Origin of the sequence: Catelliglobosispora koreensis DSM 44566 (assembly GCF_000379685.1) — a bacterium.
GTDB classification, from domain to species: domain Bacteria; phylum Actinomycetota; class Actinomycetes; order Mycobacteriales; family Micromonosporaceae; genus Catelliglobosispora; species Catelliglobosispora koreensis.
In genome coordinates this window covers 1-23,501 of the sequence record NZ_KB903291.1, presented here as the reverse complement: position 1 = coordinate 23,501, position 23,501 = coordinate 1, and the positions used below count along the sequence as shown (strand labels likewise).

General features: G+C 64.1%; 21 protein-coding genes. 11 read left to right on the top strand and 10 right to left on the bottom strand.

Annotation, left to right across the window (positions count from 1 at the left end; all coding sequences use genetic code 11):
• Nucleotides 1-14: 14 nt before the first annotated feature.
• Entirely contained in the window at nt 15-1,112 is a 1,098-nt protein-coding gene (locus tag A3E1_RS0132280; RefSeq protein WP_020524960.1) for a sensor histidine kinase, read from the top strand.
• Nucleotides 1,109-1,774 carry a response regulator gene (locus A3E1_RS0132275; RefSeq protein ID WP_020524959.1) on the top strand — a complete coding sequence of 222 codons (666 nt, stop codon included), beginning with the start codon at nt 1,109-1,111 and terminating at the stop codon, nt 1,772-1,774. The genes A3E1_RS0132280 and A3E1_RS0132275 overlap by 4 nt, the downstream gene beginning before the upstream one ends.
• Here A3E1_RS0132275 and A3E1_RS0132270 read toward each other — a convergent pair.
• Complete coding sequence (locus A3E1_RS0132270) at nt 1,771-2,682, bottom strand: helix-turn-helix domain-containing protein (protein ID WP_020524958.1); 912 nt, start codon at nt 2,680-2,682, stop codon at nt 1,771-1,773. The two genes, A3E1_RS0132275 and A3E1_RS0132270, sit on opposite strands and share 4 nt — an antisense overlap.
• Nucleotides 2,683-2,787: 105 nt before the next feature.
• Here A3E1_RS0132270 and A3E1_RS0132265 point away from each other — a divergent pair, with 105 nt between their 5' ends.
• The 3 genes from A3E1_RS0132265 (at nt 2,788) to A3E1_RS47485 (ending at nt 4,508) form a co-directional block, all read left to right on the top strand.
• Complete coding sequence (locus A3E1_RS0132265) at nt 2,788-3,948, top strand: serine hydrolase domain-containing protein (RefSeq protein ID WP_040392566.1); 1,161 nt, start codon at nt 2,788-2,790, stop codon at nt 3,946-3,948.
• A 101-nt stretch (nt 3,949-4,049) separates the two neighbouring features.
• Complete coding sequence (locus A3E1_RS0132260) at nt 4,050-4,265, top strand: hypothetical protein (protein ID WP_020524956.1); 216 nt, start codon at nt 4,050-4,052, stop codon at nt 4,263-4,265.
• 69 nt (nt 4,266-4,334) lie between these two features.
• On the top strand, nt 4,335-4,508 hold the full coding sequence (locus A3E1_RS47485; protein WP_020524955.1) for a hypothetical protein: 174 nt from the start codon (nt 4,335-4,337) through the stop codon (nt 4,506-4,508).
• A gap of 71 nt (nt 4,509-4,579) precedes the next feature.
• Here A3E1_RS47485 and A3E1_RS0132250 read toward each other — a convergent pair whose 3' ends face one another.
• A complete protein-coding gene (locus tag A3E1_RS0132250) occupies nt 4,580-5,179 on the bottom strand; it encodes an MFS transporter (RefSeq protein ID WP_020524954.1) in 600 nt (199 codons plus the stop codon).
• Entirely contained in the window at nt 5,176-5,772 is a 597-nt protein-coding gene (locus tag A3E1_RS0132245; protein ID WP_020524953.1) for a TetR/AcrR family transcriptional regulator, read from the bottom strand. Before A3E1_RS0132245 ends, A3E1_RS0132250 begins: the two co-directional genes overlap by 4 nt.
• A gap of 51 nt (nt 5,773-5,823) precedes the next feature.
• On the opposite strand from A3E1_RS0132245, the gene A3E1_RS0132240 reads away from it, so the two are divergent.
• Nucleotides 5,824-6,342, top strand: coding sequence for a DoxX family protein (locus A3E1_RS0132240; RefSeq protein ID WP_020524952.1), 519 nt, complete (start codon nt 5,824-5,826; stop codon nt 6,340-6,342).
• Between the two features lie 84 nt (nt 6,343-6,426).
• Nucleotides 6,427-9,561 carry a BTAD domain-containing putative transcriptional regulator gene (locus A3E1_RS0132235; protein ID WP_020524951.1) on the top strand — a complete coding sequence of 1,045 codons (3,135 nt, stop codon included), beginning with the start codon at nt 6,427-6,429 and terminating at the stop codon, nt 9,559-9,561.
• A 3-nt stretch (nt 9,562-9,564) separates the two neighbouring features.
• On the opposite strand, the gene A3E1_RS0132230 is transcribed toward A3E1_RS0132235, so the two are convergent.
• The 4 genes from A3E1_RS0132230 to A3E1_RS0132215 all read right to left on the bottom strand — a co-directional run bounded on the left by A3E1_RS0132230 (nt 9,565) and on the right by A3E1_RS0132215 (nt 12,639).
• Nucleotides 9,565-10,398, bottom strand: coding sequence for a DUF4097 family beta strand repeat-containing protein (locus A3E1_RS0132230; protein WP_020524950.1), 834 nt, complete (start codon nt 10,396-10,398; stop codon nt 9,565-9,567).
• A 10-nt stretch (nt 10,399-10,408) separates the two neighbouring features.
• Nucleotides 10,409-11,149 carry an ABC transporter permease gene (locus tag A3E1_RS0132225; RefSeq protein ID WP_020524949.1) on the bottom strand — a complete coding sequence of 247 codons (741 nt, stop codon included), beginning with the start codon at nt 11,147-11,149 and terminating at the stop codon, nt 10,409-10,411.
• Nucleotides 11,146-12,093, bottom strand: a complete 948-nt coding sequence (locus tag A3E1_RS0132220; RefSeq protein WP_020524948.1) for a daunorubicin resistance protein DrrA family ABC transporter ATP-binding protein — start codon at nt 12,091-12,093, stop codon at nt 11,146-11,148. Before A3E1_RS0132220 ends, A3E1_RS0132225 begins: the two co-directional genes overlap by 4 nt.
• A gap of 66 nt (nt 12,094-12,159) precedes the next feature.
• Nucleotides 12,160-12,639 carry an RrF2 family transcriptional regulator gene (locus tag A3E1_RS0132215; RefSeq protein ID WP_026209043.1) on the bottom strand — a complete coding sequence of 160 codons (480 nt, stop codon included), beginning with the start codon at nt 12,637-12,639 and terminating at the stop codon, nt 12,160-12,162.
• 84 nt (nt 12,640-12,723) lie between these two features.
• Here A3E1_RS0132215 and A3E1_RS0132210 point away from each other — a divergent pair, with 84 nt between their 5' ends.
• Together A3E1_RS0132210 and A3E1_RS0132205 are read left to right on the top strand one after the other, a co-directional pair.
• Nucleotides 12,724-13,185 (top strand): cupin domain-containing protein, encoded by a 462-nt coding sequence (locus A3E1_RS0132210; protein WP_026209042.1) that lies wholly within the window; start codon nt 12,724-12,726, stop codon nt 13,183-13,185.
• 51 nt (nt 13,186-13,236) lie between these two features.
• On the top strand, nt 13,237-16,983 hold the full coding sequence (locus A3E1_RS0132205) for a LamG-like jellyroll fold domain-containing protein (protein ID WP_169454479.1): 3,747 nt from the start codon (nt 13,237-13,239) through the stop codon (nt 16,981-16,983).
• A gap of 51 nt (nt 16,984-17,034) precedes the next feature.
• On the opposite strand, the gene A3E1_RS0132200 is transcribed toward A3E1_RS0132205, so the two are convergent.
• Nucleotides 17,035-18,297 carry an MFS transporter gene (locus A3E1_RS0132200; RefSeq protein WP_020524944.1) on the bottom strand — a complete coding sequence of 421 codons (1,263 nt, stop codon included), beginning with the start codon at nt 18,295-18,297 and terminating at the stop codon, nt 17,035-17,037.
• 118 nt (nt 18,298-18,415) lie between these two features.
• On the bottom strand, nt 18,416-19,384 hold the full coding sequence (locus tag A3E1_RS0132195; protein ID WP_020524943.1) for an ArsR/SmtB family transcription factor: 969 nt from the start codon (nt 19,382-19,384) through the stop codon (nt 18,416-18,418).
• Nucleotides 19,385-19,440: 56 nt separating this feature from the next.
• On the opposite strand from A3E1_RS0132195, the gene A3E1_RS0132190 reads away from it, so the two are divergent.
• Both A3E1_RS0132190 and A3E1_RS0132185 read left to right on the top strand, forming a co-directional pair.
• Nucleotides 19,441-20,424: an NADP-dependent oxidoreductase gene (locus A3E1_RS0132190; RefSeq protein ID WP_020524942.1), complete on the top strand. Its 984-nt coding sequence runs from the start codon at nt 19,441-19,443 to the stop codon at nt 20,422-20,424.
• 225 nt (nt 20,425-20,649) lie between these two features.
• On the top strand, nt 20,650-22,107 hold the full coding sequence (locus tag A3E1_RS0132185; protein WP_211216040.1) for an MDR family MFS transporter: 1,458 nt from the start codon (nt 20,650-20,652) through the stop codon (nt 22,105-22,107).
• Between the two features lie 192 nt (nt 22,108-22,299).
• Here the strand turns inward: A3E1_RS0132185 and A3E1_RS0132180 are convergent, their stop codons facing one another.
• Entirely contained in the window at nt 22,300-22,959 is a 660-nt protein-coding gene (locus tag A3E1_RS0132180; RefSeq protein ID WP_040392514.1) for a GNAT family N-acetyltransferase, read from the bottom strand.
• Nucleotides 22,960-23,501: the final 542 nt, after the last annotated feature.

The window sequence follows — 23,501 nt, the reverse complement described above, 5'->3', positions numbered from 1 at the left end:
GCTATGGTTCCTGCATGAGCGCCGGCCTTCGCGATGCATTGATAGCTGCCAGTGTGGCGGCGGCACTGCTGATCGCCGGGTGGTCCGGCGACTACTCGGCCCCGCTCGGTTATGCCCTTCTGGCCATTAGCGGCCTGGCACTGATCGCCCGCCGGCGTGCACCGGTTGTGGCGCTCGCTGTCACCGGCTTGAGCGCGGTGGGTTATCAAGCCATTGGTTTCGACGTGCCGGCCGTCGCGTTCCTGTTCGCGGTGTACGCGGCTGTGCGGGCGGGCCACCGGCTCATCACAATCGCGGCGGCGGTGCTGATGCTCGTCGCGTTGCCGCTAGCGGCCCTCGCGCTGCCGCAGGATCTGACCGTCGGCGAGGCACTTGCCCGATCTCGTGGCGCCCTTGAGATCGCGTGGCTGGTCGCGGCCGGCGCGGCGGGTGAAGCATTGCGGCAGGCCGAAAGACGGGCCGATGAAGCCGAGCGCACCCGTGAGGAAACGGCACGACGGCGGGCCAACGAGGAGCGGCTTCACATCGCCCGTGAACTGCACGATTCGCTGACGCATCAGATCTCGGTCATCAAAGTGCAGGCGGGAGTGGCGGTCCATCTGGCCCGCAAGCGGGGTGAGCAGGTGCCCGAAGCCCTGCTGGCGATCCAGGAGGCAGGCCGTGAGGCGGCCCGGGAACTGAGAGCGACGCTAGAGGCGTTGCGAGATGACAGCAAGACTCCACCGCACGGACTCGATCACGTCGCAGACTTGGTGCAGCGAGCCCGGACTAGCGGTCTCGACGCGACTTTGACGATTGAAGGACAGCGGCAAAACGTTCCCGCCGCGGTGGACCGCACCGCGTACCGCATCGTGCAGGAGTCTTTGACCAACATCGCCAGGCACGCTTCGGCCGGCGCGGCTTCAGTATTGATCGAACACCGCCCCGATGTCATAGCGATTCGCGTCGACGACAATGGCACAGCCCGCCCGGAAACCGTTGCCGCGCCCGGAGTCGGACTGCTCGGCATGCGTGAGCGCGTTACCGCGCTCGGCGGCCGCCTGCGCGCGGAACCGCGCAGCGGAGGCGGTTTCACCGTCCAAGCCGAACTCCCCGTGGACCACGCATCATGATCCGTGTGCTGCTCGTTGACGACCAGCCGCTTCTTCGCAGCGGATTCCGTGCGCTCCTGGAAGCCGAAGCCGACATCGAAGTCGTGGCCGAGGCGTCCAACGGTGCCGAAGGCCTTGACCTAGCACGGCACCACCTGCCCGACATCGCCCTCGTGGACATCCAAATGCCGGTCATGGATGGCATCGAGGTGACCCAGCGCATCGCCGCCGACCCGGTGCTCGCCGGAGTGCACGTCGTCATCCTCACCAACTATGGCTTTGACGAATACGTCTTCAACGCCCTGCGGGCGGGCGCTGCCGGCTTCCTCGTCAAGGACATCGAGCCCGAGGACTTCCTGCACGCTGTTCGTGTCGCGGCACGCGGTGATGCCCTGCTCGCACCCTCGATCACCCGCAAGCTGATCGACCGGTTCGTCTCCGAGCCGCTGGCAACCGATGCCGATGAGAGCCTGAAATGGCTGACCAACCGGGAACGCGAGGCCGTCGCCCTGGTCGCACAAGGACTGTCCAATGACGACATCGCCAAACGCATGCTGATAACCCCGCTGACCGCGAAGACGCACATCAACCGGGCCATGCTCAAGCTTCACGCACGCGATCGTGCCCAGCTTGTGGTCCTGGCTTACGAGTCGGGTCTGGTCACACCGCGCAACCGGCACTAGAGCCAGCCTTGCTCCTTGCTGATGAGGGCGAGCTGAAAGCGGTTAGCGGCACCCGTTCTGGTCATCAGTTCACTGACGTGCCGGCGGAAGGTGCGTACTGACATCTTGAGCTGGCGTGCGGCGACTTCGTCTTTGGGCGTCTGCTGCAGCATCGCCAGGATCTGCCGGTCGGTTTCCGATGGCAGCACGTTGATATGCCGATGCAGGTCGATGGCGCCGTCCCAGACGCGGTCGAAGAGATCGACCAATGTGGACACCGTCGTGGGATCGTCGAGCAGGAAGGCACCGGCGCCCGCGTCGTCTTCCGCGATCGGGATGAAGGCCCTAGTACGGTCAAGGAGTTTCATGGGCTGAATGCGGTCGTTGGTGACCCGGCAGATGTCACCCGCGTGGTGCATCTGGCGGTAGTAATCGGCTCTCTCGGGAAAGTCGAGCTGGTTGCGATGCACAATCGTGCGGTAGCGAACACCCTGGCGCAGGCGAAATAGCGTCGCTCGCTGTAGGTTCTCGCCCCGTACCGACGGCTTCACCGGGACCGGGCCCTTGACCGAACGCACCTCTCCAGCCGGGCGTAGCCACAGCTCCTCCATGATGCGGTCGTTGACGGCCGGTTCGCCATAGATAGCCTCCGGACCGCTCGGGGATCCGTCCAAACCGGTCTTGGCAGCGAAAACCCGTTGCAGGTCACCAAGAATTTCATCGATGCGCCGCTGGGCAAGCCGCTCTAGGGTCTGCTGCGGTGGCGCTGCTCTGATGTTGCCTTGACTATCCAATGTGGCCAGACCTATCGCGACCAGCCGGCCCATGGCAGATGCCGTCAGGTCTGGCGAGTCGGCGGCAGGTGTCTTGAGCAATTGACGGTAGAGGCACTCGTCTTCGGGGGAAACGCCCAGCTCAGTCAGGTTCATCGCCCTACGAGCATGCCAGGCGTGGCCGGTTGCTGCCAACCCGCCTTCAGCAAGTGGTCACTTTCCGCGTTTGCCGCCCTGCTCACGGGGATCAGGCTGGAGCACATGACGAAATCCCTTCCCGCCGTGGCGGTTGCCGCGGCGGTTCTAGCGACAGCAACGGGAGCGGGCACCGCGTCGGCGGTCTCTGGAACCACCCGTCCCAATGTCCAAAGCATCCTCAACCGGACCGTGTCCGAAGGTGTGCCCAGCGTAGTGGCGGAGATTCGCGACGGTGACGCGAGATGGTTTGGCGCGGCAGGCGCTTCCGACACGAGCACGGGCCGCAAGCGCCAGCCGCACGAGCGATTCCGGGTTGGCAGCACCTCCAAAGTGTTCACGGCTGTCGTTGTCCTGCAACTAGCCGCAGAGGGCAAGCTGAGCCTCGACGACACGGTCGATAAGTGGCTGCCAGGGCTCGTCACCGGCGTTGGCCCGAACACCCACGACGGCCGCTACATCACCATTCGGCAACTGCTCAACCACACCAGCGGTGTCTACAACTATCTCGACGACGAAGAACTCTTCAGCAAGGGAAAGGAAGACGCTTGGTTTGTGCACCGTTATGACAGCTATACCCCGGAGCAATTGGTAAAGGTCGCTATGTCGCACGAGCGCCGCGACGCTCCAGGGGTGCGGTTTTGGTACTCCAACACCAACTACTTCCTCGCTGGCATGATCGCCGAGCGAGCCTCGGGCGGATCGTTGAGCGAGGAAATGGACAGGCGGATCTTCCATCCGTTGCGTCTGACCGAGAGCTATCTTCCACGCGCGGAGGCGAAGATCCGTGGGCACCACACACGGCACTATTCCGTGCTGTTCTCGCAGAACCCACAAGCGCCGGTCTATGACGCGACCGAGATGAACCAGTCGTTCGCGTGGGCGGCCGGGGGAGTTGTGTCTAGTACCGGCGATCTTCACCGTTTCTTCAGCGCTCTCCTGGGCGGACACCTCCTTCCCGCTGCTCAGCAGCAGGAAATGTTCACCATGACGGACACTCAAAGCTGGATTCCGGGCACGCACTACGGTCTGGGCGTGTTCAGCCAGGATTTGCCCTGCGGCGTCAAGGTTTGGGGCGGTGGCGGTGCGACCTATGGCTCGTGGTCATACGCGATGGGGACGCGGGACGGCAAGCACATGCTGGTGACGCAGATGAGCGCGGACTGGGTGGGGCTGGGCGCTTTCTTCGAGATGCTCACCGCGGAATTTTGCCCAGCCAGCACTTAGAAAACGAATGGTCTGACTTTCTGGGCCCAATTCCTGCTGTATTTCGGCGGTATGGCGGAGGAAGCTTGAGGTCATCCGCAGCGCCAGATCGGGGGCTCAACATGCGCAAACGGATTCTTGCCTTTGTCATATCACTGTTCGCTTTTCTGACAATCGGTCTCGTGAACGCCACGGCGTCATCCGCCGCGCCGATCACCTGCCCAGGAGGCCAGACCGCGACGAAGACTTCGAGCGGCTGGGACTGCGTCAACAAGGGCGGTAACTCCTCGAACGCTGAGGATCCTAAGAACCCGAACGTTAAGAAGGGCTTCTTCTAAACAGAGTGCGGATGGGAGGCCAATGGTGGTCTCCCATCCGTCATGTGAAGGTACGCAACACCATCTCTAGTGCTGGTCTTTCCAGCCACCGACTGGATCGAGACGATGCTCGACTATCCATCGGTGACCGCAAACGCTGGCCAGCCAGGGCTTTCGAAGTCACCGGCGAGCTCGATCCCGCTGCCGACCACGGGTGCCTGTTCGCCCAACGACTACGGGCCGACGGCACCGACGCCCGGCTAGCTCGCTATCCCCGGGCCAGCGGCACGCCCGGCGCGCCGCGAAATCCTCGCCTTCTTGCGCCGTCACCTCTCCTAACGCGGGTCCACTTTGGACGTGCGCTGGGTTAGCTCGACGATCCCGCCTATCGCGGTTACGAGGAACGCCAGTGCCCCGATTAGCAAGGCCAGCACGAACGGCAAACGCCAGGTCACCATCTGGGCGAGAAGCGCGCCAACAATGGGTCCTAAAACGAGCGACAGCAGCACCGTACCAGCCACAAGTGGCATGACAGGCACACGTTGTGCCCGCATCGGCACGAGGAGTGCAGCCGTTGTGCCCCAAGCTAAACCGGCACCGAGTCCGGCCATGGCGCGGCTGAACACGAAGAACCCGCTATCCGGTGCTAACGAACTGAGCAGTGCACTGAGTGTTAGTAACGCGATCGCGGGCAGCGTGACGGCGGTCGGCCACCGGCGGCCGAGGGTGATGCCAGCTAGAACCGCGAGCCCGGCCGTGAACAGAAAGGCAACGAAGATCCAGAGGGTCATGATGCTGGGCATATTCATGTCCGCCTGAATCGCCGACCACTCCGGCCCAACGGTGACGGTGAACAGGAAGGCACCTAGCGAGGCGGCGAGGGTGGGACCGATCAGCAACCAGACCGGGCGAGTGCCGGGAGAGGGCGGGGTCATTCCACGAGCATATGCAATACCGGCCGGGCGGCATCGACGGCTTCTGTGCCGGGTGGCACTCGCAGCGCACCGCTTAACCAAAGGCTCGCGAAGCCGTGGGCGATCGACCAGGCCGCGAGGGTCGCGTGCTCGGGAGCCGCCTTGGAACCCGCGGCCATTGCCTTGGCGCCCAACCGAAGCACGTCGCCTGCCCGGGTTTCGGCTTGCTGGACGGCTTCATCATCAGCCCGGTAGATGCCCGGCTGGAACATCACCGCGAAGTGGACGGGGTGCTTGACCGCGAAGTCGACATAGGACAGTCCAGCGGCGAGGAAATCGGCCTCTGCTGCTTCGAGTGCCTCGGCGAGCAGGGTGAAACCCTCGGCGGCGATGGCGGTCAGCACTCCGGTCTTGTCGCCGAAGTGGTGGGCGGGCGCGGCGTGGGAGACGCCCGCTCGCCGGGCGAGCTCGCGCAGGCTCCAACCGTCAAGGCCGGATTCGCCGATCGCGGCGACAGCGGCCGCGACGATCGTCCGGCGAAGATCTCCATGGTGGTATCCGCTTTTGCTCACAGCATCAGATCCTCTCAACTTGTCATTGACAAGATAGCGCATGGGGGGTACCTTCGAAACCGAACTTGACAACGACTAGATTGGGAGCCCGATATGACAGTCCCCGTTCTGCTCAGTGCACTGGTGTTGTTGCGCGGGCTTGGGTTGCTGGGCGTGAAGCGTTTCGCGAGCTGGCCCTCCTCGGCGGCACACGCGCTGGCCGTGATGCTGTTCATGACCGCCAGTGCGCACTTCGTCCCCGCGAGTGTGATCGTCATGCCAAACCACGCCGACCTCGTGGCGATGGTTCCGCCGGCGATCCCGTTTCCCTCGGCGATGGTCTATCTGACCGGCGTCCTGGAAATCCTGGGCGCCCTGGGGCTGATCGTCACCCGGACCCGGCGTGCCGCCGCATACTGCCTGGTGCTGCTGTTCGCGTTCATGCTGCCGGCGAACATCTACGCGGCCACCGCCGAGATCCCGTTCGCCGGTGAGCCTGCCTCCCCGCTGTGGCAGCGCATCCCGGAGCAGATCCTCTTTGCCGCCGTCGCGCTTTGGGCCACCCGCGGGACGCAGCCTCTAGCTGCCTTGCTGCGCCGGCGGATCGCGGAACCCGCGTCATCGCGCGGCTAGTGACTGTCTACATTGGATAGCGGAGAGGGCCACCTTTGCGCTATCCAATGTTGCCGTCCCGGGCCGCCGTGGCAGAATCGGCGAGTGCAGGTCGGGATGCTTGGATCATTTGAAGTTCGCACGAGCGACGGCAATTTGGCCGACGTACCGGGCGCCCGGCTGCGTGCACTGTTAATCGCCTTAGCGCTCGAACCAGGCCGCACCGTCCCGAAGTCGACGCTCATCGACTGGATCTGGGGCGAGAATCCGCCCACTGATGCGGCCAATGCCCTGCAGCGCTTGGCTTCCCGGCTGCGCAAGGTCCTGCCGGCCGGAGTGATCGAGGGCCAGACGGGCGGCTACCGGCTGACGGTGGAACCAGCGGCCGTCGATGCGCTCCGGTTCGAAAGGCTCATCGCCCAGGCCCGCCAGGAGGAGGGCCTTCAGCGCGTGGGGCTGTTGCGTGAGGCACTGGGGCTCTGGCGCGGTTCAGCTATGCAGGACGTCGGGCTGGAAGACAGCGAGGCGTTCGACGCGGCGGTGACACGGCTTGAGGGTCTGCGCCTGACAGCGATGGAGGACCGCTTCGAGGCGGAGATCAGTCTCGGCCATGGCGCGACGGTGGTCGCGGAATTGACCGACGCCGTGACCGCACATCCCTTGCGGGAACCACTGGTCGCCTCGCTCATGCGCGCCCTGGTGGCCGCTGGGCGCGACTCTGAGGCCCTGCTCACCTTTGAGCGCACCAGGGAGGCTCTGGCCGACGCCCTGGGCATCGACCCCTCACCTGAGCTGGCCGCCTTGCACGTCGCGTTGCTGCGAGGCGAATTGGGGCGGCGTGAAGAGAACCGCAAGACCAATGTGCGTGCCGAGCTCACGAGCTTCGTCGGCCGGGATGACGATGTCACCGCTGTCCGCAAACTGATCGCCGAGCACCGGCTGACCACGTTGATCGGGCCTGGCGGCTCGGGCAAGACCAGGCTGGCGACGGAAACCGCACAAACGATCGTCGGCGACCTGCCCGACGGAGTCTGGCTAGTGGAGCTCGCTCCCACCAGCGCTGACGGTGACGTGGCCCAGGCGGCGCTAGCGAGCCTTGGGCTCCGGGATGCTCTGCTCGGCGCGGCGCAGAGTGCCGATCCCATCGACGGGTTCATCGCCGCTGTCCGCGAGCGGGAAGCGTTGCTAATACTGGATAACTGCGAGCACGTGATCGAAGCGGCGGCAAGATTCGCCGACCGCGTGCTGGGGGAGTGCCGGCGGCTGCGAATCCTGGCGACGAGCCGGGAACCCCTTGGCATCACTGGTGAGGCGCTTTGGATGGTTGAGCCGCTGACCGTGCCAGCGGGCGCCAGCCTCGCCGAAATCGAATCCTCGCCGGCGGTCCAGTTGCTGCGCGACCGGGCCGGGGCTGTGCGCAAGGATCTCGGCGATGACGAGCACACGCTGGCGACGATGATGCGTATTTGCCGGGCGCTAGACGGGATGCCGCTCGCGATCGAGCTGGCCGCCGCCCGGTTGCGCACGATGACGATCGACCAGCTCGCTAACCGGCTCGATGACCGGTTCCGCTTGCTGACCAGTGGCAGCCGGACAGCATTGCCCCGGCACAAGACGCTGCGTGCGGTGGTCGACTGGAGCTGGGAGTTGCTCAGCGACGCTGAGCGGACAGTGTTGCGTCGGCTGGCGGTATTCGCCGGCGGGACAAGTCTTGAAGCGGCCGAGTGGGTCTGTGCCGTCGACACGGTCGAGCGATTCGAGGTGCTGGAGTTGCTCACCTCGCTAGCCGAGAAATCGTTGCTGGTAACGGAAAATGGTGCGGCGCCGCGTTACCGGATGCTCACGACCATCAGGGAGTACGCAGCGGACCGGCTCGCTGAAGCCGAAGAAACCGATCTGGCCCGCCAGGCACATCTCGCCTACTTCACTTGGCTCGCTGAGTCCGCTGAGCCACACTTGCGTCGCGCGGAGCAGCTGGAGTGGCTCGCCATCCTCAAAGCCGAGCACGATAACCTCAGCGCCGCTATGCGCGGGACGATCGCGGCCGGCGACGCACAGGCCGCGATGCGGCTCGCGGGAGCGGCTGGCTGGTACTGGTGGCTGGGCGGGCGCCGGACCGAAGGCATCGAGCTGCTGATCGCGGCGGCGAGCGTCCCCGGCGAGGTCACCGATGACGTCCGCGCCATGGCTTACGGGATGGTCGTGCTCTTCGTGACCTCGGGGCGAGGTGGCGAACAGCTAGGCGCCGACTGGATTCACCAGGCATACCGGTTCAGTCAGCAGAGCCAGAACAGCAATCCGTTGCTGGCATTGGTGATGCCGCTGGAGCACATGTTGCGCTCGCCCGAGTCAGGCGTCGCGGCCTTCGCGTCGTTATTGGACAGTGAAGACCCGTGGGTGCGGGCTCTGGCCCGGCTCCAGGTGGGCAAGATGCGGATTATGTTCGGTCAGGCGGGGCCCGAGGCGGAAGCCTACCTAGAGCAGGCGCTCGCGGAATTTCAGGCGCTTGGCGAACGATTCGGGATCTCGATCGCCCTGTCTCAGCTGGCGGAGCAGCTCGCGATGCGCGGTGAGTTCGCCCGCGCTTGCGACTATTACGAACAAGCGATCGCCGTCATCACCGAGGTTGTCGCGATCGAAGATGTCATCCGGCTCAGGACCCAACAGGGCTTGCTTTACTGGCTGCTTGGCGACCGGGAGGCTAGCGCGGCCGCCATCGCCAAGGCCGACCGGTGCGGCGAAGCGGTGACCTGGCCCGATGCCTTAGTGGAGCTGGCCCTCGCCAAGGCAGAGCTCGCCCGCTGGAGCGGCAACGCCGGCGAGGCTCGCCGCCAACTCGGCACGGCGACCGCTTTGCTTGGTGACGACGCGGAGCAGCCGAACATCCAAGCCGAGATACACAACATGCTCGGCTACCTGACGGACGATCTGCGTGAGTCCCGGACCCACCGCGTGGCCGCGTTTCAGGCTGCCTCGGAGTCGGGCTTCGTACCCACGATCGCTCAAGTGCTTGTCGGCGTAGCGGACCTAGCCGCTCGCCACGGCGAATACGAACAAGCGGCACGATTGCTCGCCGCAAGCGTGGGCGTTCGGGGTCAGGAAGACCGCTCACGGCCGGATGCGGCGAGGATTGAGCAGGATGCGCGACGTCACCTCGGCGATGAGAGGTTCGCCGAGGTGGCGCAGGAAGGTAAGCAAGCGAGCTGGCCTGACCTGGTCGAGGTCACGCTCGCTTCGTGAGGCTCAGCTTGCGTTTTGGACGATGACGTCACCGTTTCGGGTGCGGGCGTAGACCATGACTTTGGCGTCGGAAGGGCCCGCGTTTCCTTGCGGCGCAACGAAACTGTGCACCGCTCCGCGTTCGCTGTTGGCGTCGATGGAGGCGGCGACGCCCTGGCTGATGCCGACCTCGATGTTTCCGGAGCCGTTCATTAACTTGGCCCGGCCGTTGGTCATCCGGCCGATCCGGATCGCGCCGCTGGCAGTCTTGGCCGTGATGCTGGCGTCAGCGAGGTCAACGTCGAAGTCGCCGGTGGCGCTGCTGAGATCGAGGTCGGCGGAGGCGTGGCCGATCCACGCCTGGCCGCTCGCGTTCGAAAGGCTTGCGGCGCCGTCGATTTCGCCGATCCGCATCCCGTAAACGGCACCTTCGGCAACGGCGTTTCCAGCAACGTGACGGACCGCGACTTCACCGGAAGCGATGTTCGCCCGCAGCCCGTTGACACGGTCCAGCTGGACGCGGCCCGAGGCGATGTGCAGCTCGCAATCGCCGAGCGAGCCGCCGGCGGTGACATTCGAAAACGCCAGGTAGGCAGCCAGGCTCGATCCGGTAGGCAAGTCAATGGTGATGGCGACCGATCCTGCTTTATCTCCGGCGACCCTTGTCTTGACGGACAACTGGCCGCCGGCGAACTCCACTTTGGTCTTGTCCGCCACCTTGATGTCCTTGCGGCTCGCCTTGTTCAGCGGCTCGACCCGCACCACGGTGTCGGTGCGAGCACTCGCGATGACCCGCAGCTGAGCGCCGGCGACTTCTACAGTGGCGGCAATCGGTCCTGGCGTTTCGAATGTCGGCATGACAACTTCCTCAGGCTCGCTTTTTGAAGGTCGACAAAGACCACACGTATCCGATTAGGGCGATGCCGACGCACCAGGCGATGGCGGTGACGGTGCTGGTCGTGTTGGGCTCGCCAGCGAGCAGTCCGCGCACGGCCTCGTTGATCGGTGTGAAGGGCTGGTATTCGGCGAACTGCCGCACGCCTGTACCCATGGTTTCCGCAGGGACGATCGCACTACTCAAGAATGGCAGCATGATCAGAGGCACCGTGATCATTCCCGCCGATTCCGGTGACTTGGCCACGAGCCCCAGCGCCACGGTGAGCCAGCTGGTCGCGAAAGAGATCAGCAAGATAAGGCCGATGACCGCAAGCCAATCGCTGGCACTGGCCGCTGGCCGGAATCCCATGAGGAACGCCACGCCGATGAGCGCCGCGATGCCGATCGCGTTGCGCAGCATGCTTGACACGACATGAGCGCTTAGCACGGCACTGCGGGAGATATCCATTACCTTGAAACGGTTGATGATTCCCTTGGTCATGTCGGAGTTGACCGCCAGGGCGGTCGCGCTCAACCCATAGCTAATCACCATCACGATCATGCCGGGTGTTATGTAGTCGACGTACTTTCCGGGGACTTTGAAAGCGCCACCGAAGATGTAGACGAACATCAGCAGAAGCACGACGGGGAAAAGGATCGAGTTGAACACCGCGATCGGGTTGCGGACGGTGTGTTTGAAGTTGCGGCCAAGCATGGTCATCGCGTTGCTCATTTTGCATCCACCTTCGTGCTAGTGCGGCCAGTCAGGGCAAGGAAAACGTCGTCGAGGTCTGGGGTGTGCACCGAGAATTCCTCCACCTCGATGTAGTGGGCGTCGAGTTGGGCGAGCACGGCCCGAACCGATTTCGCGCCACCGTCGCTAGGGACCCGCAAGACGAGGTCCTCTTCGCCATCGCGGGAAGCACCGGCGAGAACCCTTAGCGCGGAGTCGAATTCGGCATCGCTGTCGAAGCGCAGCCGGACATGGCTGCCAGGGATCTGGCGCTTGAGCTCGGCAGGCGTGCCCTGCGCGACCAGCTTGCCCTGATCGAGCACCGCGATGCGATCGGCGAGCCGGTCGGCTTCCTCCAGGTACTGCGTGGTTAGGAAGATGGTGACGCCATCAGCCACCAGCTGGCGGATGATGTCCCACATGGTCCGGCGGCTGCGCGGGTCCAACCCCGTTGTTGGTTCGTCGAGGAAGATGATCTGAGGTTTGCCGATGAGGGTCATCGCCAGATCGAGCTTGCGGCGCATACCGCCGGAGTAGGTGGCGGACATCTTCTGCGCCGACTCGGTGAGGTCGAATCGCTGCAGCAGGTCGTCGACAACCCGCTTGCCTTCGGCTGACTTCAGTCCCTTGAGGTTCGCCATCAGCTGGAGGTTCTCCCTGCCGGTCAGCAGGTCGTCCACCGCGGCGAACTGGCCGGTGACGCCGATGGCCGCACGCACGGCCTTGGTCTCGGCCGCCACATCGTGCCCGGCGACGTGTGCCGTGCCGCCGTCGGCTTTGGTCAACGTGGTGAGAACGTTGACCGTCGTCGTCTTGCCAGCCCCGTTCGGGCCAAGCAGGGAAAAGATCGTGCCTGCGGCAACGTCGAGGTCAATGCCATCAAGAACAATTTTGTCCTTGTACGCCTTACGCAGCCCGGAAGCTGTAATCGCTGAACTTGTCATGCGCCTACCTTGCGAGCCGGGCCCGCCACCGGCCTGACACGCTCCTGACACGGCCCGTTAGTGCAGCTAGCGGCGCAGTTCAGCGATCCTTTCGCGGGTGTTGGCGGGCGCTTTGGGATGCTGGCGTTCGACGTTGGCCCGGATGCCGGCGACCGATGTCGCCGCGAGTTCGGATCGCCAGGCGAGATCAGCGCGGTGCATAGCTTGCGAGAACGCACAGGAGTCCCGGTAATCAACTCCGGCGTGCTTGCCCGGTCCCTGCCGCAGGATCTGGTCGCACCGGAACAGTTCGTCCGGGCCTTCGATCGCGGCGACGATGTCCATGAGCGAAACCTGTTCGGGCTCACGTGCGAGCCGGAATCCGCCTGCGGGTCCTGAGGTGGAGGAAAGGATCCCGGCACGGGCTAGGGCTTGCAGTTGCTTGTTCAGGTAGGCCGGAGGTAACTCGTAGAAGGCCGCCAGGACGCTCGTGGGCACGGGCACGTCCAGCCAGCTCAGGTTGAGGCACGTGTGCAGCGCCCATTCGACGCCTTGACTCATCCGCATAGTTCTGGACTCTACATGTCCAGGATTTGTGACGAACGCGACGATCGCTTGCCCGGGGCTATTCTGGACACTTAATGTCTAGGAATGACATTGGTACGCGCTACTCAGGCCGAAACCCTTGCTAGCGACCCGGCGAGTGTGATCACGCTGCTGCTCGATCCGGAGCACACCGGCGGCATGCTGACCAGCAACCGCACTCTGCTCAAGCACGGCACCGACGGTGCGCCGCCGCACCTGCACACGAAATCTGGCGAGCTGTTCTTCGTGCTCGACGGCGCGCTTCAGATGCTGGCCGGCGACCAGTTGCACACCCTGCACAAGGGGGACGCGCTCTTCGTCGCGCCGAATACACCGCACGCCTTCGCACCCGCCGATGGGCAGGACGCGGACTTCCTGGTCGTCATTACGCCCGGCAAGCCGCGATTCGACTATTACCGCCTGCTGGACAAGGTTCACCTGGGTGAGGCGACCTGGCAAGAGGTCGGCGAAACGCAAGACCTGTATGACAACCACTACGTCGACAGCCCCGTCTGGGCGACCCGTTAGCTGTACGTAATAAATGCGGCTGCTGTGCATCTAACGCGGACGATGCACGGCATGATGAGACGAGCGGGGAAGACTGTCGTGGCGACGGTCAGCATGACTTTGCTTGCAGCCCTGATTCCCTTTGTTACCGCCCTTCCGGCGGCTGCCGCGGCAGAATGCCGGAGCGATTCCCTGTCCGAGACGGACGCGTTGCGCCAAGCTAAGGCATGTAAGTCCAAAGTGGAGATCCTTGGTCTGCGTACGGAAAAGGCTAAGTTCTTCGCCAATCCCGACGGCACCCAGTCGTTCGAGATCGCCGCGACCGCCAAACGCGTGCGCAAAGATGGTGCCTGGCGCGACATCGACACCACGTTGAAGAAGGAAAAGGACGGCCGCTGGGCGCCGAAGGCGGCGGCAGACGTGAGCTTTTCCAACGGTGGGCCAGGCCCCTTCGTCGTGTCTAATGTGGACGGCAAGCGGTTTGAGCTTTCCTGGCCGGGAACCCTTCCCGCGCCCGAGATCCAGGGAAACACGGCCACCTATCGTGAGATCCTCCCCGGTGCCGACCTCGCGCTGATCGTGACCGCGGAGGGTTACCGGCACACGCTGATCGTCAAAACGCGTGCTGCGGCTGCAAGTCCCGCCCTCGCCAAGGTGAAATATGCGATGTCCGGCGACGCCAGGCTTCGCAGCACTCAGCAAGGTGAGCTGGAGTTGGCTGACGCTACGGGCAAGGCACTTGGCCCGGTCTCGCACGCCTCAGCGATGTGGGATTCGGCGATGGACCCGGCGCTGGCAGGTGAGGTCCTGCCAGGTGTGACACCAAGCGGTATCTCTGTTTCGACGGCGGCCGAGCCGGGACCAGCCGCGCACGTGCGCCAGATCGCCGTTGCCGCACAAGGAGATGAGCTAACTGTCACGCCAGACGCCGAGCTGCTCAAGACCGGTGTGCTGCCACTGTTCATCGACCCGCCGCTGGACCGGAACAAGATGGGCTGGGCCTACGCGAACAACACGAATTCGAACTGGACGCCGGGCGAGCATGCCAGGGTGGGGCGGAATCCAGATGACGGCAAGCTTTTCCGGTCGTTCTTCGAGTTCTCGATGTCGGGCATCCAAGGCGTGCAAATCACCTACGCGGCGGTCGGCATCAACCTCGATCATAGCTCCGCGTGTGGTGGCAACACTGCCTATCTTTACCGCTCGGACAGTGTCGGCGGGGCCAATGGCACCCGGGTCGCCTGGAGCACCGGGCTGCAGACAGGCCCGCTGGCTTCAGCGTGGGGTCAGTCCAATGAGGCCGGTGGCTGCAGTGGCGATCAGGGCGACGACTGGCTCGTGTTCCCCAACCTCACGGGCGACGTGGGATATGGCTCAGGCCAGGGCTGGCCGACCTACACCATTGGGCTTTGCATGTGCAGCAACAGTTCCGGCTCGGGGGAGAGCGGAACGTATCAGTGGATGAAGTTCCACCACTCAACCGCGGTTCTCGCCGGAACTTACAACCGGCCGCCTGGCACGCCCGCCGACCTGAAAACCTCTGGCGTAGCCTGTGGTGGCGTGGTCGCGACCAACCAGCCGCAACTGCGCGCTCAGTACATCGATTCCGACGGGGACAACACGCTCAACGCGACTTTCGAGTGGAAAGAACTGCCGTCTGGCGGAGTCAATAGCGTTGCTGGGCCAGCCAAACCAGCGAACAACTACGGCGACGTGACGCTGGACCTCGGTGCCGCCGCGGAGGGCAAGTCCTACTCCTGGCGAGTCATCACAAGCGACGGAATCCATGGCACCCAAGGGGTTTCGCCTTGGTGTGACTTCCAGGTCAACACCGGGCCGCCGCCAATGCCAGGCGTCACCTCGGCAACCTATCCCAACGGCAGCACGCCGTCGGGCGGTCCAGGTATTCCCGGAACCTTCACGCTGCACAACGGGGGAACCGCCGGGCTTGACGTGACAACCTACTTCTACGGCTGGTCGGATCCGCCGGCGTACAGCATCAACGTCTCGCCCGGCGCGACCGCCACCGTGGTCATCGCGCCACCGCGGCACGGCTACAACGTGCTGCACGTTTACAGCCGGGAACCGTCTGGCATCACCAGCCCGACGACCCACTACAGCTTCCTGACCAACAGCCCGTCAGCGCCGGTAGCGCACTGGCCGCTCGACGACATCCCGGGCCACGGTCTAGACGATCAAATGGGTACGCGGCACCTCAGCGGCCCCAACACTTCCTGGACCCCTGACGTCCGTTACGTCGGGTCACAGGGTCTGACCCTGCACGACGGAGCGAAGCTGTCGGCCGCCAACGCGGTAGACACGTCGAAGTCTTTTTCCGTCTCGGCGTGGGTGCGGCTGACCGACACCAGCGACCAGTACAACGCGATCATTTCTCAAGAGGGCACTAACACCAGCGGCTTCATCCTTTACGCGACAACGGCCAAGGACGCGTTTGGGTTCGTGCTCTATGACGGTGACAACACGTCAACCAACGGCACGTTCGTGCACGGCCCCGCCAAGATAGGCGTCTGGACACATCTGCTCGCGACCTATGACGCGGCGGAAAACCAGGTGCGCCTGTGGGTCAACGGCCAGCATGCCGAAACCCGTAACCGCACCGGCACACCGTGGAACGCCACTGGCCAGGTGCACGTTGGCTGGGCTAAGTACAGCACCGGTGCTTTGATGCAGAAGGGCATCGGCAATGTCGCGGACATCAGGATCTGGAATCGCTCCGCGAGCGGCGATGACATCTTTGGCCGCAACGCTTTGCCGGCCCAGCCGGCCACCACCGGGGTCATGTCGGTGCAAGAAGTCGGCACCTGGGACTTCGGTGACGGCGACGTGCTCGATGGCTCCTACTGGTCGCGCCATATGACGATGGAGGGCAACGCGACCTTCGCTAACCCGGGCCACGACAGCAACGGCGCCTTCAGCCTCAACGCGACACAGGGCCGCGCGGTCACCAATGGCCCCGTTGTCCGGACGGATCAACCGGTCACCATTTCGGCGTGGGTCAAGGCCGACCAGTACCGCACCACGAATCAGATCATCGCGCGGCAGAACCACGCGGTGAACCTGTATCTGGATGGCAACACCAACAAGTGGATTTTCTCGGTCGCCAGTCCGGACGGTCAGGGTGGCTATACCTGGACCGGCTCGCAATCCAATGACCCCGCGGTTCTTGGGCAATGGCAACATCTGATCGGGGTGCTCGATCCCGCTAGCGGGCAGACGCGCCTTTACGTCAGCGGCTACAAGCAGTCCAGCGTGGGTGTCAACGCGCGCGGGAGCTATGACCCGGCGGTGCCGTTCGAAGTCGGTGCGGTAAATGGCGTCACGGATTTCTTTGGCGGCCAGATCGATCAGGTCAAGGTCTTCTTAGGAGCGATGACCGACCGGGAAGCACGCAACCACTCGGGAATGCATGACCTGTCGGTCGTCGGTGCGGCCTCCAACCGCTGCCTTGACCTGAAAGGCTATGGAACAGCCAACGGCACGGCGCTAGAGATCTTCGACTGCCACGGTGGCGGAAACCAGAAGTTCGTCCTGCGCGCCGATGGCACCATGTTCAACCCCACCAGTGGCCGCTGCCTTGACGCGGGCAACATGGCGCTCGCCTATGCGATCGTGCTCAATGATTGCCACGCGGGAACAAACCAAATTTTCCAGTACCGGGCGGACGGCTCGCTTTACATGCCACACGCCAACATGTGCCTCGACGCGTGGTTCGCCGGGACAGCTAACAACACCAAGATAATCCTCTATACCTGTCACGGTGGGGGAAACCAGGTGTTCAGCGATCCAGCCAGAGGCTGACCGCGAAGCTAAAGCCCCTGACCGCCGAGCAGGCTGGTCAGGGGCTTCAGCTTAGGCATTGGTCATCATCGCGGTGCGTGGCGCGCGCCGCAGCACGGCCAAGGCGGCGATCGGGAGCAGGAGCAGGGTGAGCACGCCCGAAACCACAAGCCCTCCAGTGATTCCCGCCAGCGCGATCAGCGGACCGCCGATGATCAGGCCGAGCGGACCGGCCACGGCCGAGCCCGTCGTCCAAAGCGTGACGACCTGCTGCTGCTCATCTTCGCGAAGTCCCGCTTGCAAGAAGCTGTAAGCCACGGGCGTGAACGGCGCCCACACCAAGCCGCCGAGTCCAAACACGACCAAGGCGACCGTGAGATCACTCGTCAGCGCCAGAGCGATCGGGCACGCCGCCCACAAACCGATGATGGCGATCAGAACGTGCCGTTGCGGAAGGTTGCGCAACTGATTGACCAGTGCGGCACCAGCGAACGCCCCCAGGCCCAGCGCGCCCCACATCAATCCCAGCCCCGACGCGTCGGTGCCGAGTGTCTCGCCCACATAAAGCGGGAGGACGATTTCGATGGGCATGTAGAAGAAGTTGAAGAAGAACGTGACGATGAGCAGTTGCACTGCCACAGGGCGGCGGCGCAGGATGCTCCAGCCCGACTCGGGGGCTCGCGCGGTCCCGGCGTGCGTTTCGCGGACCGCCTTCGCAGTCGTCGCCGGCACGGAAACCAGCACGGCGCCCAGCAGAATCAGCGCACCCAGCGCGTCGAAGAACAGCGCGGTGCCCGCGCCCGTGGTCGCGACAATGATGCCGCCCAGCACCGGCCCGACGATGTAGAGCGCGAAAGTCGCGTTGACACCGAGCAATCCGTTGACGGCGAACTGGCCCCGTTCGCCCGCGATGGAGGTCGCCAGCAGGCGCCGGCTGCTCGCCCCCGCCATGCGGAACACCGAGCCGAAGAGCAGACCGCCGATGAGCACCGGCAAGGTGAGCCGTTCAGTGATCGCCAAAAAGCCAAGGGCGGCAAAGGTTAGCGCTCGCAGCACACAATCGGCGACCAGTAACGTGCGCGGAGGGATGCGCACCCGGCCCAAGCCGATAGACAACGCCAAGACGGTCGCCAGGATGAACGGTGCCGCCTCCACCAATCCAATCGCGACGGCCTTCGGCAAACTGCCGTGAATGGACAGCGTCTGCACCGGCATGGCGACGATCAGCATGCCTGTGCCGGCGTTGGCGAGGAGGTCGCCCAGCATGAGCCCGGCCACCCGCCGGTCGCGCAATGCCTCGCGGTAGGACAAGTTCGGCGTACCCTCGATGCTCATCGATTTTTCTCCCTCTTCTTGTGCCTCTGGGAGTTATCCGACCACCAGAACGTAGGCCCTCGCGCTAGCCGTGGGACACGGTGGGACGCCCACAAGGTTCCCTAGCTGCGGAAATGGGCTAGTGTTTCGCGCCGCCAGGCTGGGACGCCAGCTGCTCACCGATCTCGGTGCGTGCGTAGAGCACCGTTCGCCCGGCCCGTGCCTTGGCCACGAGCCCGGCGCGGTTCAAGACGGCGAGATGCTGAGAGATCGCGCTCGCGGTCACGCCGAGCCGCCGGGCCAAGTCAGTCGTTGTGGTCGGCCCGTTTAGCGCGGCCAGAACGCCAGCCCTGCCCGCACCGATGAGGTCGGAAATCGCCTGTGGAGCGGGACTGCGGTCGTTGTCCCACAGGGTGCCAATGCCCCGGGCGCGGTAGGCGATCGTCGGCGGCTCGTCTTGTCCCACCGGGCAAATAGTTCCCGGAACGAACAGTCCCGGCACGAGGCTGAGCCCTCTTCCGGCCACCGCGACGTCGTAGCGCAGCCCGAAACCGGCGTTGACGTGGAAAGTCCCCTCACGCCAGCGCGCTTGTGTGTCAAGGCCAGTCAGCATCGCCACGGTGCTGTCATGTGCCATTTGCCTTGCCCGGTAAAGCATGTCGGCCTCGAGTAAGGCCTGCATCCGGGTCCAATGAGGGGCGATGGCCAGCTGCCAATAGCGTTCCAGGACGCTGGCGATGCTCGCCGGATTGCCCAGCCGCGGCAGCTTGCCCTCGTTGACGGCGCGAATGTCGCTGGCAGCCTTGGCCGGGGCGGTGTGCCGGACCTGATCCAGCTCGGTGGCGATGTCGGGCAACGGCGTGACCGGCCGGGGCGCTAGGAAGTCCGGGAGCCAGCCGTGATGTGTTCCGACGAGTCCATTCAGGACAGTCACGTCGGCGGGATCGAGGTGGGCGAGCAGGTCGCGGGTGCGTTTGACCCATGGCAGGTGCAGCACGTATCGCTCTGGCCAGCGCAGCGCCCACAAGCTGGTGACGGTCTCCAAGAGCGGAGAGCACGCGAAGCGCATGTTCCCCAGGTCGTCGGCGGTGAGACTGTAGCTGATCATTAAGCGATATGCTAAATCCTTGCGTCCACTTTGGCGACCGCGATTGGCTGACAGCCATGCAAGCGACATTGATTCAGCAGGTTGCCCGTCCACACGGCCGCCCGGAAGCCAGCCAGTTCAGGCTCGTTCAGGAGACCCTCGCGCCGCTTCAAGACGGCGAGGCGCTCGTTGAGAACCTTTACCTGTCGGTCGACCCCTACATGCGCGAGGTCATGGACGACGGTGACCTCAACGCCCCGCAGGAAGGACGGGCACTGGGACGGGTCGTCAAGTCGCGCGCTGCTGAGCTAGCAGAGGGTCAGCTCGTCGCGCACCGGCAGGGCTGGCGAAGCCACGCCATCGTCACGCCGGCTACGGTCCGCCGTCTCAGCGTGCCGGAGGGGGTGGGGCTCACGGCGTACCTGGGAATGCTTGGAGGCACTGGATTGTCGGCCTATGTCGGGCTGACTCGCATTGCCAAGGTGCGGCCCGGCGAAACGGTGTTCATCACGGGCGCGGCCGGTGGGGTGGGCAGCGCGGCAGGCCAGATCGCGCGGTTGCTTGGCGCGGCGAAGGTCATCGGCAGCACGGGCTCGCCGGACAAGGCACGCTATCTGTTGGAGCGCCTAGGCTTTGATGCCGCGCTTAACTATCGCGAGGGAGACCTTGCCGCACAGCTTGCCCAAGCGGCACCCGGCGGCGTTGACGTAAGCCTGGAAAACGTGGGCGGCGATCACCTCGCGGCCGCGATCGCGAACATGCGTGACCGGGGCCGGATCGCCTGGTGTGGGGCTGTTTCGCAGTACAGCGCGACATCGCCCACCGCTGCCCCGCACAACTTGTTCGACATCGTTGGACGGCAACTGCGACTCGAAGGCTTTCTTGTCCGCGACTTCACGCACCTGCAGCCCGAGCTTGAGGACTTTCTAGTCCCGCACATCCGCAGTGGTCGCGTGAGCACCGACGAAACCATTGTGGACGGTCTGGAGAATATGACCGCCGCCTTCCTGTCGATGTTGGATGGAGCCAACACCGGCAAGATGATCGTTCGGGTGATGTGACGATCGCCACGACTTAGCTGGTTCTGAGATCAAGTGGCAGGTCACAACGTTGATGCAAGAACCCCTTGCTGGCGAAAACGGGATGATAGTGAACAGATTTTGCTGCAATGTGGGTCGCTGCGATGAGTTTTGTCGGTGGCGTTCGTCAGTCTTGGTATGACCGCGATTGCTAATAAGACCGCTGAGAATGACCACCTTCTGCCCCACAACCCTGAACGAGGTACCGTGCCAGTCCAACAGCTCGACTCACCTGCCAAAACCGCGACTGAGACCACGGGTCGCACGCCGCCCGTGATCCGGCTGCTTGTGCTGGCCACCTTCATTGTCATTCTCAATGAAACGATCATGATCAACGCGATCCCTAACTTGATGGGCGCGCTGAATATCACCGAGCAAACCGCGCAATGGCTTTCGACCGCCTTCATGCTGACCATGGCGGCGGTGATCCCGATTACCGGCTGGTTCATGCAGCGGGTGTCCACGCGCAGTGCCTATGCCACGGCTATGGGTTTGTTCCTGGTCGGCACCGCGTTGGCCATTGTCGCGCCGACCTTTGAAGTGCTTCTTGCCGCACGCATCATTCAGGCGTCAGGCACGGCCGTGATGATGCCGCTGCTGATGACCACCCTGATGCACGTCGTGCCCGAGCAAGACCGGGGCAAGGTCATGGGCAACGTCACCCTGGCGATCTCGGTCGCGCCCGCGATGGGCCCGGCGATCTCGGGAGTGATCCTCAACTTCGGCTCGTGGCGCTTGCTGTTCGGCGTGGTGCTTCCCATCGCCGCCCTGATCACCTGGGGTGGCATGAAGCAGCTCAAGAACGTCGGCGAGCCTGTGGTCAGCAACATCGACTGGTTCAGCGTTGGTTTGGCCGCGTTCGGCTTCGGTGGCCTGGTCTATGGACTTAGCCGGTTCCAGGGCGGCAGCATGGGCCTAGCCGCCGGCATTGTGGTGGCGGGGCTCGCGGCGATCGCCGTCTTCGTCTTCCGCCAGCTGTCGCTGCAGAAGACCGGCACGCCGCTGATGGACCTGCGGACCCTCAAGCACCGCACCTACACGATCGCGCTGATCATGATGTCCGTCGCGTTCATGGCGATGCTCGGCTCGATGATCCTGCTGCCGCTTTACCTGCAGAACGTCCGCGGGCTCAGCGCTCTGGAGACCGGCCTGCTCGTGATGCCTGGCGGTCTCGCGATGGGTCTGCTCGGGCCGACCGTTGGCCGTCTGTTCGACAAGTTCGGCGGCCGGGTCCTGGTGATCCCCGGCGCGATCGCGATCACCCTCGCGCTCGCCGGCTTCACGCAGGTCTCAATGACCATGCCGTACTGGCAGCTCCTCGTGCTGCACGCGATGATGATGGTGGGTCTGGCCGCGACCTTCACCCCTGTGTTCACCTTGGGTCTTGGCGCGGTTCCCCCGCACCTCTACTCGCACGGCAGCTCGATCCTGGGCACCCTGCAGCAGGTGGCAGCGGCCTTCGGTACCGCACTCGTCGTCACCGTGATGAGCGCGCGAGCCGACTCCCTTAAGGCAGAAGGTGTTGCCGCCTCGGCCGCTCTTCTCGACGGCATGCGGCTGGCGTTCATCATCGGCATGGTGCTGTCCATCGCCGTGATCATCACCGCATTCCTCCTGCCCGCAAGGGCAGACAGCAGCGCCGGACACGGCGGGCACGGTCACTAAACGACATCGCTGGGCGGGCTTCGTGCCCGCCCAGCGTGTTCATTCAGGCAATGTAACCCTTGCGGTGATCAGCGGCAGCACTCAGAATGCTGCTAGCCCTTCGATTGAAGGTCCCCGATCTCAACGAGAGCGCGGGACTTGTCCGGTGGCCCGCCTGCGCGGTTGAATCCGCGCCTCGGGTCACCGGTTTTGTCATTTTTGCGGGTCGATCCCGAGGACCGGCAGACAGTCGGCGACACCGGCAAGTTCGATGTCAGCACGCCGCTGCTTGGCCCACTGCTCGCGAGTTAGCCTCCAGCGCTTAATCTCGGCCGGCTCGCCTTTGCGGTTGTCCCAGCTGACGCCATTGGGCACATAACCCAGAGCTTCAGAAACACGGTTCGAAGCGTGGTTGTCAACGAACGCATCGCTGCCAGCCTCACCGGCGCCGAACCCCTCAAAAGCCAGATGCAGCACCGCTTGCCGCATCTCCTTGCCCAGCCCGCCGCCTCGCAGATCAGGGCTCAGCCAGGAGAACGTAGTGACGGTCCCGAACGAGGCGAAGTCAATGCCCAGCAGGTCCTGCATCCCCATCGGCTCGCCGTCGATCATCACGACGAAGTAGAGACGCCAGAAGCTCTCACTAACCTTGCTCCGGCCGCCCCAAATCCCCCGCAGCCAGCGCCACTCGCGTTCTGGGCTGTCCGCGTAAAGCGACATCGGATCGTCAAAGGGCCACGGAGGCCCCGTGACCACACCCTTGCGCACTGTCGGGATTAGACGTTCCAGGAGTTCATCTGTCGCACCCAGCAACGAAAGCTGGGGCGTATGCACCTGAACGTTCAACGGAGGATAAGCGGAAGGCTTAGACACGCGCGTCACCCTAAAAGCGAGCCAACGCGACGGGCAACAGATATTTGGTGCCCCCGGCAGGATTCGAACCTGCGCACCCGCCTCCGGAGGGACGTGACGCATTGTCTGATCGTGACGCTCCGAGCTGCAACAATGTCGATTTTGGACCGGGTGCGGAGCGAAATTCGGTACGTCCTCGGTAAAAGCTTGATCGGATCGACCTATGTGGGTCCCGGACCGATCACGATTTCAGCAATGGATCGGCTGGCCACAGGAGGAAGCGGCACTGAAGCGGATTAGCGCGGCTCTCACCCACGAGTGGGAGGAGCCCGGCATATTCCCAGCGCGGCGCGTGGTGGCCCCTGTTAGCCAAAACATCCTCTTCGAACAAAAATAGCCGCGTATTTGCCGCGGGGACTTGGCGGCGTCCATTTCGCGGCCAGTTAGATGGTTGAAATCTAGCTGGAACCGCCGTAAACCTGCGGCCGTTAAACGTCCGGGTAAACCCCGCGGGAACTCCCACGAACTCCCACTGCTGGGAGTTGGGATCCGCCGTAAACCTG